Annotated in this window: 13 protein-coding genes and 15 tRNA genes; 1 reads left to right on the top strand and 27 read right to left on the bottom strand. The window is 45.9% G+C overall.

Going from position 1 to position 19356, the window contains the following annotated elements; translation table 11 throughout:
• Window positions 1-78: 78 nt before the first annotated feature.
• Window positions 79-1356, top strand: coding sequence for an HlyC/CorC family transporter (locus OCU87_RS02850; protein ID WP_062688025.1), 1278 nt, complete (start codon window positions 79-81; stop codon window positions 1354-1356).
• A gap of 117 nt (window positions 1357-1473) precedes the next feature.
• On the opposite strand, the gene luxS is transcribed toward OCU87_RS02850, so the two are convergent.
• The 27 genes from luxS to alaS all read right to left on the bottom strand — a co-directional run bounded on the left by luxS (window position 1474) and on the right by alaS (window position 19234).
• Window positions 1474-1992, bottom strand: a complete 519-nt coding sequence (gene luxS / locus OCU87_RS02845; RefSeq protein ID WP_062688024.1) for an S-ribosylhomocysteine lyase — start codon at window positions 1990-1992, stop codon at window positions 1474-1476.
• 102 nt (window positions 1993-2094) lie between these two features.
• Entirely contained in the window at window positions 2095-2706 is a 612-nt protein-coding gene (locus OCU87_RS02840; RefSeq protein ID WP_062688023.1) for a transglycosylase SLT domain-containing protein, read from the bottom strand.
• A 177-nt stretch (window positions 2707-2883) separates the two neighbouring features.
• A complete protein-coding gene (gene gshA, locus OCU87_RS02835; RefSeq protein ID WP_261857796.1) occupies window positions 2884-4452 on the bottom strand; it encodes a glutamate--cysteine ligase in 1569 nt (522 codons plus the stop codon).
• Between the two features lie 151 nt (window positions 4453-4603).
• Window positions 4604-7480 (bottom strand): M16 family metallopeptidase, encoded by a 2877-nt coding sequence (locus OCU87_RS02830; protein ID WP_261857795.1) that lies wholly within the window; start codon window positions 7478-7480, stop codon window positions 4604-4606.
• An 11-nt stretch (window positions 7481-7491) separates the two neighbouring features.
• Window positions 7492-7926, bottom strand: coding sequence for a YqaA family protein (locus OCU87_RS02825; RefSeq protein ID WP_062688021.1), 435 nt, complete (start codon window positions 7924-7926; stop codon window positions 7492-7494).
• Window positions 7923-8906 (bottom strand): NADP-dependent oxidoreductase, encoded by a 984-nt coding sequence (locus tag OCU87_RS02820; RefSeq protein WP_261857794.1) that lies wholly within the window; start codon window positions 8904-8906, stop codon window positions 7923-7925. Before OCU87_RS02820 ends, OCU87_RS02825 begins: the two co-directional genes overlap by 4 nt.
• A 149-nt stretch (window positions 8907-9055) precedes the next feature.
• Entirely contained in the window at window positions 9056-10189 is a 1134-nt protein-coding gene (locus tag OCU87_RS02815) for a sodium ion-translocating decarboxylase subunit beta (RefSeq protein WP_261857793.1), read from the bottom strand.
• Window positions 10190-10199: 10 nt separating this feature from the next.
• Window positions 10200-11993, bottom strand: a complete 1794-nt coding sequence (gene oadA / locus OCU87_RS02810; RefSeq protein ID WP_261857792.1) for a sodium-extruding oxaloacetate decarboxylase subunit alpha — start codon at window positions 11991-11993, stop codon at window positions 10200-10202.
• A gap of 39 nt (window positions 11994-12032) precedes the next feature.
• Window positions 12033-12278 (bottom strand): oxaloacetate decarboxylase subunit gamma, encoded by a 246-nt coding sequence (locus tag OCU87_RS02805; RefSeq protein WP_062688020.1) that lies wholly within the window; start codon window positions 12276-12278, stop codon window positions 12033-12035.
• A gap of 725 nt (window positions 12279-13003) precedes the next feature.
• Window positions 13004-13080, bottom strand: a tRNA-Arg gene (locus tag OCU87_RS02800).
• Between the two features lie 51 nt (window positions 13081-13131).
• Window positions 13132-13208 (bottom strand) — tRNA-Arg (locus OCU87_RS02795).
• Window positions 13209-13258: 50 nt separating this feature from the next.
• Window positions 13259-13335, bottom strand: a tRNA-Arg gene (locus OCU87_RS02790).
• A 50-nt stretch (window positions 13336-13385) separates the two neighbouring features.
• Window positions 13386-13462 (bottom strand) — tRNA-Arg (locus tag OCU87_RS02785).
• A 50-nt stretch (window positions 13463-13512) separates the two neighbouring features.
• Window positions 13513-13589, bottom strand: a tRNA-Arg gene (locus OCU87_RS02780).
• Between the two features lie 50 nt (window positions 13590-13639).
• A tRNA-Arg gene (locus OCU87_RS02775) sits at window positions 13640-13716 on the bottom strand.
• A gap of 50 nt (window positions 13717-13766) precedes the next feature.
• Window positions 13767-13843, bottom strand: a tRNA-Arg gene (locus tag OCU87_RS02770).
• A gap of 50 nt (window positions 13844-13893) precedes the next feature.
• Window positions 13894-13970 (bottom strand) — tRNA-Arg (locus tag OCU87_RS02765).
• Window positions 13971-14049: 79 nt separating this feature from the next.
• Window positions 14050-14141, bottom strand: a tRNA-Ser gene (locus OCU87_RS02760).
• A gap of 11 nt (window positions 14142-14152) precedes the next feature.
• Window positions 14153-14229, bottom strand: a tRNA-Arg gene (locus tag OCU87_RS02755).
• 56 nt (window positions 14230-14285) lie between these two features.
• Window positions 14286-14362 (bottom strand) — tRNA-Arg (locus tag OCU87_RS02750).
• A gap of 85 nt (window positions 14363-14447) precedes the next feature.
• Window positions 14448-14539, bottom strand: a tRNA-Ser gene (locus tag OCU87_RS02745).
• A gap of 12 nt (window positions 14540-14551) precedes the next feature.
• A tRNA-Arg gene (locus tag OCU87_RS02740) sits at window positions 14552-14628 on the bottom strand.
• A 72-nt stretch (window positions 14629-14700) separates the two neighbouring features.
• Window positions 14701-14777 (bottom strand) — tRNA-Arg (locus OCU87_RS02735).
• A 38-nt stretch (window positions 14778-14815) separates the two neighbouring features.
• Window positions 14816-14907 (bottom strand) — tRNA-Ser (locus OCU87_RS02730).
• Between the two features lie 230 nt (window positions 14908-15137).
• The gene (gene csrA / locus OCU87_RS02725; protein ID WP_062692754.1) at window positions 15138-15335 is read right to left on the bottom strand and encodes a carbon storage regulator CsrA; all 198 of its coding nucleotides are present in this window, start codon (window positions 15333-15335) and stop codon (window positions 15138-15140) included.
• Between the two features lie 83 nt (window positions 15336-15418).
• The gene (locus tag OCU87_RS02720) at window positions 15419-16597 is read right to left on the bottom strand and encodes an aspartate kinase (RefSeq protein WP_261857791.1); all 1179 of its coding nucleotides are present in this window, start codon (window positions 16595-16597) and stop codon (window positions 15419-15421) included.
• Window positions 16598-16612: 15 nt separating this feature from the next.
• On the bottom strand, window positions 16613-19234 hold the full coding sequence (alaS, locus tag OCU87_RS02715; RefSeq protein ID WP_261857790.1) for an alanine--tRNA ligase: 2622 nt from the start codon (window positions 19232-19234) through the stop codon (window positions 16613-16615).
• Between the last annotated feature and the right edge of the window lie 122 nt (window positions 19235-19356).

Genomic DNA, 19356 nt, shown 5'->3' with positions numbered 1-19356 from the left:
TTGACACACAAACCTAATCGCGTAGAACTATATTTATTACGTTGATTCACACTATCGCTATCGCTAAAGGACAGTTTTTTGGACGACATATCCACGGGAGTACTATTCTCCCTTCTGGTATTACTACTCGTCATTTCCGGTTACTTCTCCGGTTCTGAAACAGGCATGATGTCTCTCAATCGCTATAAGCTGAGACACCTAGCAAACCAAGGCCACCGCGGGGCCAAGCGAGTTGAAAAGTTACTTTCTCGCCCAGACCGTTTGATCGGCCTAATTCTGATCGGCAATAACCTTGTCAATATTCTTGCTTCTGCTATTGCAACCATTATTGGTATGCGCCTGTACGGCGACTTCGGTGTTGCTATTGCCACAGGTGCACTCACCTTGGTGGTACTGGTGTTTGCGGAAGTCACACCAAAAACATTGGCGGCGATTTACCCCGAGCGCGTATCGTACGCAAGCAGTATCTTACTTAACATACTTATGAAGTTACTCTACCCATTAGTATGGTTTGTAAATGGCATTACCAACACTTTCTTGCTTATCCTAGGCTTAAAAGTCGACAGTATGAACGACTCAAAATTAAGCTCTGAGGAATTACGTACTGTGGTGGATGAAGCTGGTGGCTTGATCCCGCGCCGCCACCAAGACATGCTAATTTCTATTCTTGATTTAGAAAATGTGACGGTTGAAGACTTAATGGTGCCGCGCAGTGAAATTGCTGCAATCAACATTAACGATGATTGGAAATCCATTGTGCGCCAGCTAAGTCACTCTGCGCATGGCCGTATTGTGTTATACCGCGATACTATTGATGAAGTGGTCGGGATGCTGCGCGTTCGTGAAGCGTACCGCTTGATGATGGATAAGAATAATTTCAGTAAAGAAGTGTTACTTCGCGCCGCTGATGAGGTGTATTTCATTCCCGAAGGTACGCCACTGAATATCCAGCTTCTGAAGTTTCAGCGAAATAAAGAACGTATCGGTTTGATTGTTGATGAGTATGGCGACATTCAAGGTTTAATCACTCTCGAAGATATTTTGGAAGAGATTGTCGGTGAGTTTACAACCTCAATTGCACCAACATTAGCAGAAGAAGTCACTCCACAGCCAGATGGTAGCTTGATCATTGAAGGTAGCGCTAACATCCGCGACCTTAATAAGAGCTTAAAGTGGAACTTACCAACCGATGGTCCGCGTACATTAAACGGTTTAATCTTAGAACATCTCGAAGATATCCCAGATGCTCAAGTGAGCGTACAGATTGATCGCTACCAGATGGAAATCATCGATGTATCAGAGAACATGATTAAGCTGGTAAAAGTACTGCCTCGCCAGTTACAAAAAACCGGTTAACAGTATTGCTTACATCGTTCAAGCGACACCAAAAACAAAAAAGCCGACATCACGTCGGCTTTTTATTGGATGCAACTAACAATATTAGGTGCACTTTACTCACGAAAGCTTATCGCATTACTTCACGCTTAGCTCATTCAGTAAGCCTTGCGGTAACGCTAAATCATCGTTCTTGTTCACATTAACACCCTGCTCCACGATACTTGTCGCAATCTGCTTTGCTTCATCTAGCGAGTGCATGCTGTAAGTACCACATTGATACTCATTTAGCTCAGGGATCTTATCTTGCGACTCTACTTTTAGCACATCTTCCATCGCCGCCGTCCAGCTTGCGCCAACCTCAGCTTCTGTTGGTGTACCAATCAAGCTCATGTAAAACCCTGTACGGCAGCCCATAGGGGAAATATCTATGATTTCAACCGTATCTGAATTTAAATGATTACGCATAAAGCCGGCAAACAAGTGTTCCAATGTATGAATGCCACGCTCAGTTAAAATTTCAGCATTTGGACGACAAAAACGTAGATCAAACACTGTAATGGTATCGCCTTTCGGAGTTGTCATTGTTTTCGCTATACGTACCGCAGGGGCATGCATGCGAGTATGATCAACGGTAAAACTGTCTAATAATGGCATTACTTCCTTCTCCTTTGCCTCGTCTGTACCCTCATCAGGCACTCAACTTGCCACGACAAACATTGATGCCGTGGTGAATCCAATTCTATTAACACGCAATTATTAGAACGACCACCAGCTACGGTTATCCTCTAATTCTGCTTTACATTGTTTAAGCTGCCAGCCATAGTTTTTGGCTTGTTGCTCTACCTTACGCGAGATTTTAATAAGGGTGGGTTTTCCTTTATAGCTACCACGCTTATAGCCACCACGTCCTTCGTGATAAGCCAAATATTGATTATAGGCATCCCATTTCGAGACTCCTAATTGCCGGTTAGTTTCACTGGTATACCAACCAACAAACTGTAGCGCATCACCAAAATCGGTACGAGAGCCACCATTGCGAGTCGCTTTTTGGTAATCAGACCAAGCAGGATCTTGTGCCTGCGCATAACCATATGCACTGCTAACACGTCCCCATGGAATAAAGCCTAATATATAGTCTTTCGGGGGGCGAGCATCATGGCGAAAGCTACTTTCTTGTTTAATGAACGCCATCGCAACATGAATAGGCGTTCCCCAATCCTGCTGCATATCGATAGCATCTTCATACCAATCAGGGTTTTCACGGAAAATATTACACACATTAGATTGGTCTTTTGGCGGTGGTGTGGCACAACCCGTCAATAGGGCAAACACGCTGAATAGCGATAAAAGGCGCACTACCGAAAACATATTCTTACTCATTGGGAACTAAATGCACTCATGAAAGTCAGAATAAATGACTGGCAGTAAAACTGTCGTCATCCCTGCGAAATTGTTTTTTTCTAGGCGGCAAGGTAGCCGCCTATTTTTTCACCTGTCGTTTATCCATCAACAGGTTGATGAATGTTGACGAACGCTATACGTCAATCACTTCAAATCAGCAAAGTAATCCGCTAAAAATGCATCTAACGATTGAGTATCACTCTCTTCAATCGCCTTTTGTTTTTCTAACGAGACTTTCACTTCTTGTTCAAACTCTTGTTGCGAGTAAAAAGCATAGCTACGCTGTTTTAGCTGATCAGCATGCTGCTGAGCCAATTCAGCACCAACATTACCAATGCCTTCTTGCGCTTCAATCATCTTCAGCATCTGCGCTGATAACGTCAGCTCGGGGTTATTAATCCACTCAAGTAACTGTTGGCAAGTTTGTTGATAACAGTTATTACCTGCGGCTTGATCCATCGCAATAGCGACTTCTTCTAGTTCCGCAAATACACGTTGCCCCCATGCAGGTAAAGAAAGGCGTTCGCCGTTACAACCAATCTTCAGCATAAGATCGGAATTACGACCATCAACAACCACGCGGTTCCAATTATCACGCCAGCACTCAAGCTCGGCATCATCCATTTCTGCTGAAGGCGTTAATACCGCCCACGTTAGGAATAAATCGAGAAAACGTACTTGCTGCTCTGTAATACCAATCGGACTAAACGGGTTTACATCTAATGACCGAACTTCAATGTACTCAACACCACCGCGGCTTAATGCTTCCGATGGTTTTTCACCGTCACGCGCGACACGTTTCGGGCGGATTGGCGCGTACAGCTCATTTTCAATTTGCAATACGTTACTGTTCAGTTGACGGTGTTCCCCATCTACTTTCACACCAATATCGGCAAATTCAGCAGAAGGTGTGCGGATCGCTTTTTGTAAGCCATCAACATACTGCTCGATACCATTAAAGCCTATTTTCAGCACACTTTGCGCATTATTGGTGTAGCCCAAATCACTCAAACGCAATGCCGTTGCGGTTGGTAAGAAATACGTACCACAGCCCGTTTTCTTAAACTGTTGCTGAGTGTCCGTATTCTCTTTAATGAATGAACCACATAACGCTGGTGATGCACCAAATAAATAAGGAATAAGCCAGCCAAAGCGATAGTAATTACGGATCAAACCAAAATAGGCATCCGACACTGATGCTTGGCGTTGCTCTTCTGACTGTTCACCAAACAACTGATCCCAAAATTCATCAGGGAAAGAGAAGTTAAAGTGCACGCCTGAAATCACTTGCATCATACTGCCATAACGATTTTTCAATCCTTGGCGATACAGTGTTTTCATTTTGCCAGTATTCGATGAGCCGTATTGAGCTAAGACAATATCGTCTTCACTACCAACAAAACATGGCATCGACATTGGCCACAGCTTCTCATCACCCATTTGAGTGTAAGTAAACTGATGAATATCACTCAACTGCGACAAGAGATCACCGATATCACGCGATACTGGTGTAATAAACTCAAGCAAAGACTCGGCGTAATCAGTTGTCACCCACTTATTGGTGAGTGCCGAACCTAACCCCGCAGGGTGATACGCACTAGAAAGCTTACCTTGTGGCGTGATACGTAATGCTTCGCGTTCTAAACCACGGCCAATGCGAGTCAATGCGTCTGGATTTGCGGCAAGTTGCTGCAACCGTTGTGAAAAATCCATCTAAGCTGTTCTCATTTTTGATCTTATGTATAACAAACTAGGGTAATCATAATTATCGACGATTGCCACGATTATTCTGGTGAAACAATATTACCGTCCCGCAATAATCGTGGCTTAATCTCGTCATGCTAAAGCCTGTATGACTTAAGCCCTATTTCATCGGTGTCATTTCTTTTACTGGTATCGCTAGGGTTTCCAGTTGTGGTTTCAGGCTCTTTGCATCTCCCACCACAATGATCTGGTAATCCGTCGGCGTAAACCACTTTTCAGCCAAGGCATTTAAGCGTGACTTATCAATACTAGCAGCGATGTTATTTCGCTCACTGACATAGTCTTTAGATAGAGAATACGTCAGCATTTGGCCAAGTAACTGCGCTTTTTTAGCTGGCGTCTCATAGCTTAATGCATCTTTTTGACCAACGGCTAAGCGCATGAATGCCAGCTCTTTATCTGTAATGCCGTCTTTGCTGATTTTATCAAGCTCGGCTAGGAACTCTTTCAATGCAGGTAAACTCGCATCAGCACGAACTTGCGCATAAAACACCGAAAGCCCAACTTCACGACCACCACTTTGATAGCCTCCCGCACCATAGGTATAGCCTTTGTCTTCACGTAGATTTAGGTTAATACGGCTATTAAAGTTACCTGCTAAGTTAAAGTTCGCCAATTGTGTTTCATAAAGCTCGCCCGTGGCATCAAAAGGTAGACCTTGACGAACCAAGCGAATCACCGTTTGTGGTGCGCCAGGTTTATCGACTAACCAGATCGCTTGCTTACCCAGTGTCGGCAGTGTGAAATCGGATAATTTCGGCTCTGGTTTTCCTTGCCATTTCGCTAAGAAATCGAGGTCTTTGGCCAAAGATTGTTGCTTCACATCACCTACAATCACTACATCAGCACCATTAGGCGTGTAGAAGTTTTGATAGAAAGCAGTTACGTCAGCCAATGTTAAACTTTCCAATGAAGCTTTAGTGCCTTCACTTGGAATACTCATTGGGGTGTCTTTAAACAGCACTTCACGTGTTGCTTGCGCAGCTAACCAATTAGGGCGCTGGTGCTCGTAGACCGCACCTTCAATCGCTTGCGCTTTCAAACGGGTAAAGTCTTGCTCACTAAAGGCAGGCGTAAACAGCTTCTCTTGCAAAATAGCTAGAGTCGCAGGTAAGTTTTTCGCCAGTGCCGTCACCGAGGCTGTTGTGGTGTATAAGCCACTACTAAAATGTACGGTACTGCCTAATACATCTAACTTTGACGATAAAGTTTCAGCACTCGATTGCGTCGTCGCCTCGCCCATCATCGCCGCCGTTAACGCTGCAACTCCTTCTTTGCCTTGCGGCTCGAAGCGACGCCCTGCAGGCAAAATTAGCTGAATTTCAACCGTTGGCGTTTCTTGATATTTCGCCCCCAGCACCTTAATACCATTTGCTAATGTAAAGTCGTATACATTCGGTAATTTGGCTTCAACAGGTTTCGCGGGTTGTGGCATCACACTGCGATCGAAGTTGTCGATAGGCTCACGTAGGACTAATTCTTTTTCTGTGATTTTTTTGTGCTCAGGTAGTACTCGCTCTGCTGGCGTGTAGTTCGGTTTGGCTGCCTGTAGTTCAGTTTTACCTTTAGGCACCACACTCAAAGTGACGCTTGGGTTGCCATAAAGGTAACGCATGTACGAGGCTTCCATGCTCTTGGTGGTAACCGCGCGCAAATTACCCAACTCTTGCTGCAAGTAGTTAGGGTCACCAAAGAAGGTTTCATACGCCGCCAGTTGCGACACTTTTCCGCTGACACTTTGCAATCCAAAAATGGCATTAGCTTCAACCATGCCTTTTAATTCATTCAGCTCTTTTTCGCTAACGCCACGCTGTTCAAGTCCATTTAATACCGATGTCACTTCTTGGCGAATGGCTTTTAGGTTACCTTTATCGCCACTCTGGCCCATCGCATAGACATACATGGTACATGCCAATTCGGCACAATCATGGAATGCGCCTGCATCGACCACTTTGCCTGGTTTCACTAAGTTTTGATAAAGCAGACTGTTTTTACCGCCACCGATCACTTTCGCGAGCATATCAAGCGAGGCTTCATCTTTCGCGCCGTTGTACGATGTTGGCCATGCCATCATCAGCATAGGTTGTTGAATTTTGTCTTCCAGCGTAATAAAGCGATCATTATCAATTTTGACGGGCCACTTGTCAGCTTTCTCAACTTCAGGTCCACGTGGAATCGAACCAAAGTATTTATTGATCCACGTTAGCGTCTGCGCCACATCGATATCACCGCCAATCGTTAATGTGGCATTGTTAGGGCCATACCAACGCAGGAAAAACGCTTTTAAATCGTTAACATCAACACGGTTTAAATCTTCGATGTAACCAATAGTCTGCCATGAGTACGGATGCTCTCGAGGATAAAGTGCTTCCCCAATACGTTCGTACATTAAGCCATATGGACGGTTTTCATAATTTTGTGCACGCTCGTTTTTCACCGTATCACGTTGAATTTCAAATTTACGTTGCGACACGGCGCCCAGTAAAAAGCCCATGCGATCCGACTCTAACCACAGCATTTTTTCTAACTGGTTAGCAGGTACGGTTTCAAAGTAATTAGTGCGGTCACGGTTGGTGGTGCCATTAAGCGACCCACCCGCTTCGGTAATTAAGCGGAAATGTTCCTGATCCCCGACATTGTCAGAGCCTTGGAACATCATGTGCTCAAAGAAGTGGGCAAAACCTGATTTATCCGCTTCTTCACGTGCCGAGCCTACATGGTAGGTAACATCAACATGCACCAAAGGATCGGAAGTATCTTGGTGCAATACAACGGTTAAACCGTTATCGAGGACATATTTATTGTAAGGGATCACAGGTTCATTCGGGTCAGTAACCCCAACCTGCTCGACTAAACTGATACCGTCAGGCAGTGCAGCAGTGGCTGCCACAGAAGACGAAGAGGCAGCGGCGAACGCTGCATGAGAGGGGTAACCGGCAAATGACAGCAGCGCCGCACTTAATAACCACTTTTGCACAAAAGACATCCTTATAAAAAGCCAACCACAATCATGGCTAACACGGTGTAACGTAAAGCTTTACCGATCATAATAATGAGAAAGCTGAGCCAGTGATTCATACGTAACCAACCAGCCGCGAGGCAAAGGGGATCACCAATGATCGGCAGCCAACTAAAAAACAACGACCAGTAACCATATTTTTTTAACCACAATAAAGCTCTATGACCCTGTTTTTCATCAGAAGTTTTATCTGGAAGCAAACGGCCAAGCCAATAATTGGTCATGCCACCTAATGTATTACCCAATGTGGCCACAGCCACCACCAGCCATACTGCATTGTCACCCAGCTTCAGCGTCGCCACTAAGTTAGCTTCAGAGCCTCCAGGTAGTAGCGTTGCGCTTAAAAATCCAGTCGAAAATAAAACCCATAAGGCCGAATCACCGTTGACTAATGTTGAGATCATGCGTTATTTACAGCCAATAAAATTTTGCCGCGAGTACGTCCTGACTCTATCTGCTGATGCGCTTTATCTCCGTCAGCCAAAGGGTAGATCGCCGCTACCTCAACATTCAGCTGACCTTTAGCAACCATTTCAAGCATAGTGTTGTTTTGTTCAACCGTTGGGCTAACCAACATGCCTGTCGCCTCTAAACCTAGCGATTGAGCTTGCTGACACACTTGTTCAGCAGTCATCGTTGGGATCGTCACCACTCGCCCACCCGACTTCACACTCATTAACGCAGCCATGCCAACATCGCCACCCATTAAATCAATCAAAATATCAACAGGTTCAATTTGGTTTGCTATCTCACCACAACGATAGTCAATCGCCGTAGCGCCTAGCTGCTCAATAAACGCCTTGTTATCTGCCGAGCCTGTCGCAAAGACTGTCGCTTGCAAAGCAACCGCGAGCTGCACCGCGATATGGCCAACCCCACCAGCTCCAGCCAAGATTAAGACCCGATCACTGGCCTTAACTTTCACTTTTTCTAGCGCTTGCCAGGCAGTTTGTCCCGCTAACGGTAGACTTGCTGCAACTTGCAACGATACGTTATCTGGCAGGATGCTCAAATCTGCCGCCTCCACATTGACATACTGACTATACGCCCCCGCTTGGAGAGGAAAACCAATAAACCCGCTGACACGCTCTCCCACTACAAAGTGCGTCACATTATCGCCTATTGCAACCACATGGCCTGCGATGTCATAACCCGGAACCCAAGGCAGATTATCTTTGTTCTGGGCCGCAGCCCAACCCAGTCCTGCACGTGTTTTAGCATCGATGGGGTTCACACTAGAGAAATCCACAGCAACCATGACTTGGTTATCTTGTGGCTCGGATAACGCAGACGTTTGTATCTGTAGCGTATTTGCTTCACCAAACGCGGTGATAGCGAGTTGTTGAGTCGAGGCGGGAAGCGAAGCCATTGGATAAAAAGCCATGGTATTTTCCTTATAGGGCTATGAGTTGAGACAACATTCATCCTACTCTTATGGATCTAGTTATACCTAACTCGTCGCACAAAAAAAACGGGCAGCTTATTGCTACCCGTTTCAATATATATCGATATCACGCAATTAAGCGTGTTCTGCTATGGGCTAACTAAGGCTAATAAAATACCCGCAGCCACCGCAGAGCCTAAAACACCGGCAACATTGGGTCCCATCGCATGCATTAATAAGAAGTTCTGAGGATTTGACTCTAGCCCAACCTTATTCACGACCCGTGCAGCCATAGGCACAGCAGAAACGCCAGCCGCACCGATGAGCGGGTTAATATCTTCTTTGCTAAAGCGGTTAAGCAGCTTCGCCATTAATACACCACCACCCGTGCCGACACTGAACGCCACCGCACCCAGTAATAGGATACCAAGCGTTTCAAGCTGTAAAAAAATATCGGCTTCAAGTTTTGAACCAACCCCGAGACCCAACATAATGGTGACGATATTGATCAGTTCATTTTGTACCGTGTTAGATAAACGATCTACAACACCAGACTCACGCATCAAGTTACCCAAGCAGAACATTCCGACTAAAGGTGTTGCTGAAGGTAAGAATAAAACCGTCATCATCAAAACCGCGAGCGGAAACAAGATCTTCTCCGCTTTGCTGACATGACGAAGCTGTTGCATCTTGATTTGACGCTCTTCTGGTGTGGTTAGCGCTTTCATGATCGGCGGCTGAATAATAGGTACCAAGGCCATATAGCTATATGCAGCGACAGCAATGGCACCTAATAAGTCAGGCGATAATCGACTCGCAAGGAAAATTGCGGTTGGACCATCGGCTCCACCAATAATCGCGATAGATGAAGCATCAGCCATACTGAACTCCATCCCAGGCACAAGATTAAGTAGGATGGCGCCAAATAAAGTAAAGAAAATACCAAACTGAGCAGCGGCACCTAATAACAAGGTTTTCGGGTTAGCAATCAAAGCACCAAAATCAGTCATTGCCCCCACGCCCATAAAAATAAGCAATGGGAAAATACCCGTTTCAATACCGACGTGATAGATGTAATACAACAATCCACCTTCATCAGTAAAACCAGCGTTAGGTATGTTGGCTAAAATCGCCCCAAAGCCAATCGGCAATAACAGCAAAGGTTCAAAGCCTTTACGAATAGCCAAGAACAACAAGCCAAAACCAATAAACATCATAAAGACTTGGCCAAGCTCAAAGTTTGCGATCCCGGTCTCCGACCAGAGTTTTAATAAACCGTCCATGGTATACCTCTTACGCTAAGCTCAAAATCGGAGAGCCTACCGATACCGAGTCACCCTCTTTCACATGCAACGCTTGAATTACCCCACTACGGGCAGCACGCACCTCGGTTTCCATCTTCATTGCTTCCAGTATTACCAATACATCACCTTCTGACACTTGATGACCCGGCTGTACATTAATTTTGAAAATATTCCCAGCCAATGGTGCTGCAATTGACTCAGCCTCACTCACCGCTGGCGCTGCGGGAGCACTGGTGGCGGTTGTTGCTGATACCACAGACGTCAGTTCACCACTCGGGCCAACTTCCACATCATAAACCTGACCGTTCACTTTAACGCTATAAGCTTCTATGCCTCCCGTTGCGGCCATAGGGGCTGTCACATGCTCATTAGTAGTAACAGGCACGGTAGATTCAGCTTGCGGCGCAGGTTCAAAGGCTGCAGGGTTATTGCGATTTTTAAGGAAGTTAAGGCCAACTTGTGGAAACAAAGCATAGGTCAGTACATCGTCAACTTCTTGATCAGCTAACGTGATCTTTTCAGCTTTCGCTTTCGTTATAAGGTCTGTCGTCAGTGCTGCTAGCTCATCATCAATCAGATCTGCCGGACGGCAGGTGATCGGTTTGGCACCACCTAACACTTGTGCCTGTAGCTCCGCATTCACGGGTGCAGGTGCTGTTCCGTATTCGCCCTTTAATATGCCCGCGGTTTCTTTTGTGATGCTCTTATAACGCTCACCAGTTAGTACGTTAAGTACCGCCTGTGTACCAACAATTTGTGAGGTGGGTGTAACCAATGGAATAAAACCAAGATCCTTACGGACACGCGGGATCTCTGCTAATACCTCGTCGAAACGATCAGCTGCACCTTGCTCTTTAAGCTGACTTTCCATGTTAGTCAGCATACCGCCGGGGACTTGAGCCAATAGAATACGTGCATCAATTCCCTTCAAACTACCTTCGAACTTGGCGTACTTTTTACGGACTTCACGGAAGTAAGCTGAAATCGGCTCTAGCTGCTCTAGGTTCAAATTAGTATCACGCTCAGTGCCTTCCAGCATCGCAATAACCGTTTCGGTTGGCGTGTGGCCGTATGTTTGGCTCATTGAAGAAATAGAGCTATCTAAAATATCTAACCCTGCTTCTACCGCTTTAACGGCTGTCGCGGTAGAAAGCCCAGTTGTTGCATGGCAGTGCAATGCCAAAGGCACATCACACGATGCTTTAATACGGGAAATGAGCTCATACGCTTCATAAGGCTTTAAAAGCCCAGACATGTCTTTAATACATAATGAGTGACAACCGAGATCTTCAAGGCGCTTAGCAAGATCAAGCCACGTATCTATCGTGTGAACAGGGCTAGTAGTATAAGAAATGGTCCCTTGGGCATGCGCCCCAACGTCCACTGTTGCTTTAACGGCTTTTTCAAAGTTACGGACATCATTCATCGCATCAAAGATACGAAACACATCCATACCGTTGTGGTGAGCGCGTTCAACAAACTTTTCAACCACGTCATCACCATAATGGCGGTAGCCTAATAAATTCTGACCACGCAGTAGCATTTGCATCGGGGTTTTCGGCATTGCCTGCTTTAACGCACGCAAACGCTCCCACGGATCTTCTCCAAGGTAACGGATACAAGCATCGAATGTTGCACCACCCCAAGTTTCTAACGACCAGTAGCCAACATTATCTAGCTGTTCGGCAATCGGTAACATATCTTCTAAACGAAGACGCGTGGCAAATAAAGATTGATGGGCGTCGCGTAATACGACGTCTGTAATCGCTAAAGGTTTAGACATGCTCGCAAACTCCTTGTAATAAACCGTGTCCTAAAAAGATCATGCTTGGCGCTGACGATACTGATTCACCGCGGCTGCAATCGCAGCAACAATTTCAGGCTGAACCGTATCCGAGCTTTTTACCGCCATCTGAGCAGGTGTATTCACCACTTCAGGATCGGCAGGGGCAATCTTTGCCAAAAGCTGCACTAAAAAAATAAGAATGCTTAAAAACACAAAAACCACGACCATTCCGGTGATCATGATGGTTGCTGCTTCCATTAGCACACTACCTAAATCAGTCATTATTGCTTCCTTTCATTATTGTGACTGGCGATTAAGCATTATCATGACAAACAAAAACAAGTCAAATTGATTAACAAAGAAGCAATAAAAACACGTCAACTACTCTTATTTTCCCACAGTTGCCGATAAGTCGTAAAAACAATCATATTTCTGCCAGATAAATCACTATCAGCGAATAGGGTAAATGCCGAATGTAAAATTAAAACTTTATAGATCATGAGGATATAAAAATGGAACACAAAAAGCTTACGTTAACGTAATGGTAATCTTGTAAACCCAAGATCTGACAATAGCGATCATAGATCAAAGCGTTATCTCACAGTTTTCATTCCCCCCTCGATCCAGCTAAGCCCAATCAAAAAGCTGGTGATCCCCCTTTCAACCACAATAAATATCAGAATTCATCACTCTGATATGCTTTTCATCTATAAATCAAATGACCCGTAACGCATTGATACTAATGTCATCATTAGAGGGTAATTAACGGATTCTGCGTATTTAGTTAAAAGTAACTATCGTAGTGCAGAAATGTATAAAAGTGCGAGATAACACGCAATTTATCACTCGTAACAAGCATGCGCACAAATTGCCGTACTGCAATAAACGCAACAATGAAGTAATAAAGGCATTGTAGGTGTGGCTGTGCAATCGCGATGAGTAGCAGAAGTGGTAACAGAGAATGACAGGCATAAAAAAAGCCCAGCCGAAGCTGAGCTTTTAAATGATGGTGCGCGCGGGAGGATTCGAACCTCCGACCGCCTGGTTCGTAGCCAGGTACTCTATCCAGCTGAGCTACGCGCGCACTGTTTGTTGCTACAACGATAACATTGAGGTTATCACTGTTTGTAAATAATGGTGCGCGCGGGAGGATTCGAACCTCCGACCGCCTGGTTCGTAGCCAGGTACTCTATCCAGCTGAGCTACGCGCGCACTGTTTGTTGCTACAACGATAACATTGAGGCTATCACTGCTTGTAAATATGGTGCGCGCGGGAGGATTCGAACCTCCGACCGCCTGGTTCGTAGCCAGGTACTCTATCCAGCTGAGCTACGCGCGCACTGTTTGTTGCTACAACGATAACATTGAGGTTATCACTGCTTGTAAATATGGTGCGCGCGGGAGGATTCGAACCTCCGACCGCCTGGTTCGTAGCCAGGTACTCTATCCAGCTGAGCTACGCGCGCACTGTTTGTTGCTACAACGATAACATTGAGGTTATCACTGCTTGTAAATATGGTGCGCGCGGGAGGATTCGAACCTCCGACCGCCTGGTTCGTAGCCAGGTACTCTATCCAGCTGAGCTACGCGCGCACTGTTTGTTGCTACAACGATAACATTGAGGTTATCACTGCTTGTAAATATGGTGCGCGCGGGAGGATTCGAACCTCCGACCGCCTGGTTCGTAGCCAGGTACTCTATCCAGCTGAGCTACGCGCGCACTGTTTGTTGCTACAACGATAACATTGAGGCTATCACTGCTTGTAAATATGGTGCGCGCGGGAGGATTCGAACCTCCGACCGCCTGGTTCGTAGCCAGGTACTCTATCCAGCTGAGCTACGCGCGCACTGTTTGTTGCTACAACGATAACATTGAGGTTATCACTGCTTGTAAATATGGTGCGCGCGGGAGGATTCGAACCTCCGACCGCCTGGTTCGTAGCCAGGTACTCTATCCAGCTGAGCTACGCGCGCTCCGGTTGTTGCGTTGTTATCTTCTCGCTATAAGAGATAACAGACTAAACTCTAAATAATTTAGCGAATAGTAAAAGAATGGCGGTGAAGGAGGGATTCGAACCCTCGATACGGGATAAACCGTATACTCCCTTAGCAGGGGAGCGCCTTCAGCCTCTCGGCCACCTCACCACACAAATTCATGGTGCGCGCGGGAGGATTCGAACCTCCGACCGCCTGGTTCGTAGCCAGGTACTCTATCCAGCTGAGCTACGCGCGCACTTAATTCTGTGTTACGACAATAATAACATTGAGGTTATCACTGTTTGTAAATAATGGTGCGCGCGGGAGGATTCGAACCTCCGACCGCCTGGTTCGTAGCCAGGTACTCTATCCAGCTGAGCTACGCGCGCTCCGGGTGTTGCTTTGTTATCTTCTCGCTATAAGAGATAACAGGCTAAACTCTAAATACATCATATTTAGCGAATAGCAAAAGAATGGCGGTGAAGGAGGGATTCGAACCCTCGATACGGGATAAACCGTATACTCCCTTAGCAGGGGAGCGCCTTCAGCCTCTCGGCCACCTCACCACACAAATTCGATGGTGCGCGCGGGAGGATTCGAACCTCCGACCGCCTGGTTCGTAGCCAGGTACTCTATCCAGCTGAGCTACGCGCGCACTAATTTGTTTTACCACAATGAAAAGTAGCTAAACACATTTCATTGTCGTTTAAATTCATAAAAGAAAGAATGGTGCGCGCGGGAGGATTCGAACCTCCGACCGCCTGGTTCGTAGCCAGGTACTCTATCCAGCTGAGCTACGCGCGCTCCGTCATTTCTTTGCTGCAACCCCATTAAAAAGATAATGGCGGTGAAGGAGGGATTCGAACCCTCGATACGGGATAAACCGTATACTCCCTTAGCAGGGGAGCGCCTTCAGCCTCTCGGCCACCTCACCGTGTTGCGGGGGCTCATATTACTGCCAGCCAAAAATAAGTCAAACACTTTATTGATAAAAATGGCCCACAAACTCACGCATGCACAGTAAGTAACCAAGAAGGTAATTAATCGGGCATTGTTGTGAGGTATCTAACTAATTTATGTCTGATTTAGCAGTAAAATGATGGAGGAAAACTTTTCCGCCAGATACAAAAAAGGCCAGCAATAAAAAGGCCGACCTTCTTCTAATTAGAAGTTACCAGAATTTGGTGTTCCAGCTTCTTTTTCCGCTTGGATTCGCATGTAAATCTCTTCACGGTGTACAGAAACTTCTTTCGGTGCATTAACGCCGATGCGAACTTGGTTGCCTTTAACACCCAGTACAGTGACAGTTACTTCGTCACCAATCATTAACGTCTCACCTACGCGACGAGTCAGAATTAGCATTCATGTGCTCCTTGAGTAATCTCTTCTATAAATATTAACGAGCATTATCCAACAATTTTTACGACTTCGTAAATAGTTCCCACTCAAGAAACCGCTAGAAGTGATGGATTGCCCAAAAGTTCCTGATTCACAACAAACTGACGATGAATTACTTCAACCGCGGTTTGATGGTCAGCTTCATTGATTAGCAACGAAACGCAATCAGTCATTTGCTTGTTATGATGCACCTGAATATTCGTGTTGCTTAACGTTGTGACAACAGCTTCTGCAACCGTTACAACATTATCACCAACCATTGACAGGGTCGATACATCACTAATATGGCGCATTTTATTATCAAACACTAGCCGTAGCCGTGCTAAATCATCATTAGCGACAACAATTTGTGCACTCTGTGCTGTATTTGTAACAGCCCAAACCTGTAAACCAAACAGATCAACCTGTTGCTGTAATTCAGCCAGTGGCACATCAATATGAATTAGAGCTTGTTGACGCTGTAACGCAATCCCAACCATCACTGGTGAGTGCTGCGTTTCAAAGTTAACTAGCGTACCCTCACCTTCTTCAAATGAAGAAAGTACTCTCAAGGGTACTTTATGCATACGCGCATATTCAACTGACTGTAATTGTAGCACTTTCGCACCACATGCAGCCATTGTTTGCATGTGGTCAAAATGAATCTCTGGTAAACGAGCCGCTGAAGGCACAATACGGGGGTCGGTAGTGTACACCCCGTCCACATCCGTAAAGATCTGACACTCGTCAGCCTTCAACGCACCCGCCACTGCAACCGCCGTGGTGTCAGAGCCACCGCGACCGAGAGTCGTAATATTGTTATCGCTATCACGCCCCTGAAAGCCAGCCACAATCACAATTTTACCTTGCTCAAGCTGGCTTTCCAGTCTGTCTGTATCTATCGATATGATATTGGCATTATTAAATGCATTATCCGTTCGAATAGTGACTTGATCTGCTGTCATCGAAACAGCATTGAAGCCTCGTTTATTAATGGCCATCGCCAATAGCGCTATAGAGACTTGCTCTCCAGCTGTTAGCAACACATCTAACTCACGAGGTGTTGGCACCTCATCAATTTGCTTTGCTAAGCCCAGCAGGCGATTCGTTTCACCTGACATTGCTGATAGAACAACAACTACTTTATGACCAAGCTGGCGCGTTTGAATCACGCGCTCAGCCACCGCTTCAATACGTTCGATACTACCGACCGAAGTACCACCAAATTTCTGCACCAATAGTGCCACTTCACCTCTCCAGTTTTACAGTTTTTCAGCTAACCAAGGCGTTACAGATTCTAATGCTGCTGGCAATGCCGCTGCATCAGTACCGCCTGCTTGTGCCATATCAGGACGACCACCGCCCTTACCGCCAACTTGCTGCGCTACTAAGTTAACTAGCTCGCCTGCTTTTACCTTGCCGATAAGATCTTTGGTTACGCCAGCAATAAGGCCTACCTTGCCATCGCTTACATTACCAAGAACAACAACACCACTACCCAGTTGGTTTTTCAGTTCGTCAACCATACCGCGTAGAGCTTTGTTATCCGCTCCATCTAGTTGAGAAATTAACACTTTAACGCCGTTAATTTCTTGCGCCTGACTAATAAGGTCTGCACCTTCTTGTGCAGCTAACTTATCTTTCAGTTGCTGAATTTCTTTCTCTAGCTGCTTGCTATGAGCAACCAGTGCACCCACTTTGCTTGCTACTGAAGCCGCATCAGATTTAACTAAGCTCGCAGTTTCAGACAGTAGTGCTTCTTGTGCATGTAACGCTGCAATTGCGCCAGCACCTGTTACCGCTTCAATACGTCGAATACCGGCAGCGATACCACCTTCAGACACAATCTTAAATAGACCAATGTCACCCGTATTTGCAGCGTGGATACCACCACAAAGCTCTGTAGAGAAGTCACCCATGCTTAGTACACGAACTTCATCGTCATATTTCTCGCCGAACAGTGCCATCGCACCTTTTTCTTTCGCCGATTCAATGTCCATCACATTCGTTTCGATGGTGTTGTTTAAACGAATTTGCTCGTTCACAACACGCTCTACTTCACGAAGTTCTTCCGCTTTCACACCTTCAAGGTGAGAGAAGTCAAAACGTAGTGAGTCAGCTTTAACCAAAGAACCTTTCTGTGCAACGTGCTCACCTAGTAGGTTACGCAGCGCAGCATGCAGTAAGTGTGTTGCTGAGTGGTTTAAGCTAATCGCTTGACGACGAGCAGTATCAACGTTTGCGACTACTTTATCGCCAATCTTGATAGCGCCTTCAGCCACTACGCCAGAATGGCCGATAGCATCGCTGAATTTCTGAGTATCTGCAACGTCAAACTTAACGCCAGCAGCACTGATCACACCAGCGTCGCCGCTTTGGCCACCCGATTCAGCATAGAAAGGCGTATTATCAAGTACGATAAGTGCTTCTTCGCCAGCATTAACGCTATCTACAGCTTCACCATTACAGTAAAGCGCAACAACTTGGCCTTCGCCTTGTGTTGCCGTGTAGCCACAGAATTCTGTTGATGCGTCAATTTTGATCGCGTTGTTGTAATCAACACCGAATGAACCCGCTTCACGTGCTCGTTGACGCTGCGCTTCCATTGCTTCATTGAAGCCATCTTCATCGATAGAGAAGCCACGCTCACGCGCTACATCGTTGGTTAAGTCAGCAGGGAAACCGTAAGTATCGTAAAGTTTAAATACTGTTTCGCCATCTAAAACTTTGCCATCTAGGCTTTCTAGCGCTTCATTTAGAATAGCTAGACCACGATCCAGTGTACGACCAAAGTTGTCTTCTTCAATTTTCAGTACTTTTTCTACGATCGCTTGCTGTTTCTTCAACTCTTCACCGGCTGTGCCCATGATTTCAGCTAAAGGACCTACAAGTTTGTAGAAGAATGCACCTTGTGCACCAAGCTTGTTACCGTGACGAACAGCACGACGAATAATACGACGAAGTACGTAACCACGGCCTTCGTTTGAAGGCATAACGCCATCAACGATCAGGAATGCACACGAACGAATGTGGTCAGCCACAACGCGCAGTGATTGGTTAGACAGGTCATCGTGACCGATAACTTTCGCAGACTCTTTAATTAGCGTTTGGAAAATATCGATTTCGTAGTTTGAGTGAACGCCCTGCATGATTGCAGCAATACGCTCGATACCCATGCCTGTATCAACAGAAGGCTTAGGCAGCGGTTCCATTGTACCGTCAGCTTGACGGTTGAATTGCATGAATACGTTGTTCCAAATCTCGATGAAACGGTCGCCATCTTCTTCAGGCGTACCAGGGCGGCCACCCCAAATGTGCTCACCGTGATCGTAGAAAATTTCAGTACAAGGACCGCAAGGACCTGTGTCACCCATCTGCCAGAAGTTATCTGACGCGTACGGTGCGCCTTTATTATCACCAATGCGAACGATGCGATCAGCTGGAATGCCCATTTCTTTATTCCAGATGTCGAAAGCTTCGTCATCGGTTTCGTAAATGGTTACCAGCAGGCGTTCTTCTGGCAATTTCAACGTAACCGTTAGAAATTCCCATGCGTATTTAATCGCATCTTGCTTGAAGTAATCACCGAAGCTGAAGTTACCCAGCATTTCAAAAAACGTATGGTGACGTGCTGTAAAGCCAACATTCTCAAGGTCATTGTGTTTACCACCCGCACGTACACAGCGCTGAGCAGTTGTCGCTCGTGTGTAGTTACGCTTTTCAAGACCTAGAAAAGTGTCTTTAAATTGGTTCATACCTGCATTAGTGAACAACAACGTTGGGTCGTTCGCTGGTACAAGCGAAGAGCTTTCCACAATTTGGTGGCCCTTGCTCTCAAAAAACGCAAGAAACGCACGGCGAATCTCATCAGTGCTCATGTACATTGGCAAATCCTGAATAAATGCTTTGTATTGATGACAGAATAATCACGTAGAGTGATTCCCTTAACAATATGTAGCTTTGCTGTTTGCTGCAAACCACGTAATCGTGAGGGCTCGAATCGCTC

This window comes from Photobacterium sanguinicancri, from assembly GCF_024346675.1.
Classification (GTDB): Bacteria; Pseudomonadota; Gammaproteobacteria; order Enterobacterales; family Vibrionaceae; genus Photobacterium; species Photobacterium sanguinicancri.
The sequence above is the reverse complement of the archived record's forward strand: the minus strand, read 5'-3'. Positions and strand labels throughout refer to the sequence as shown.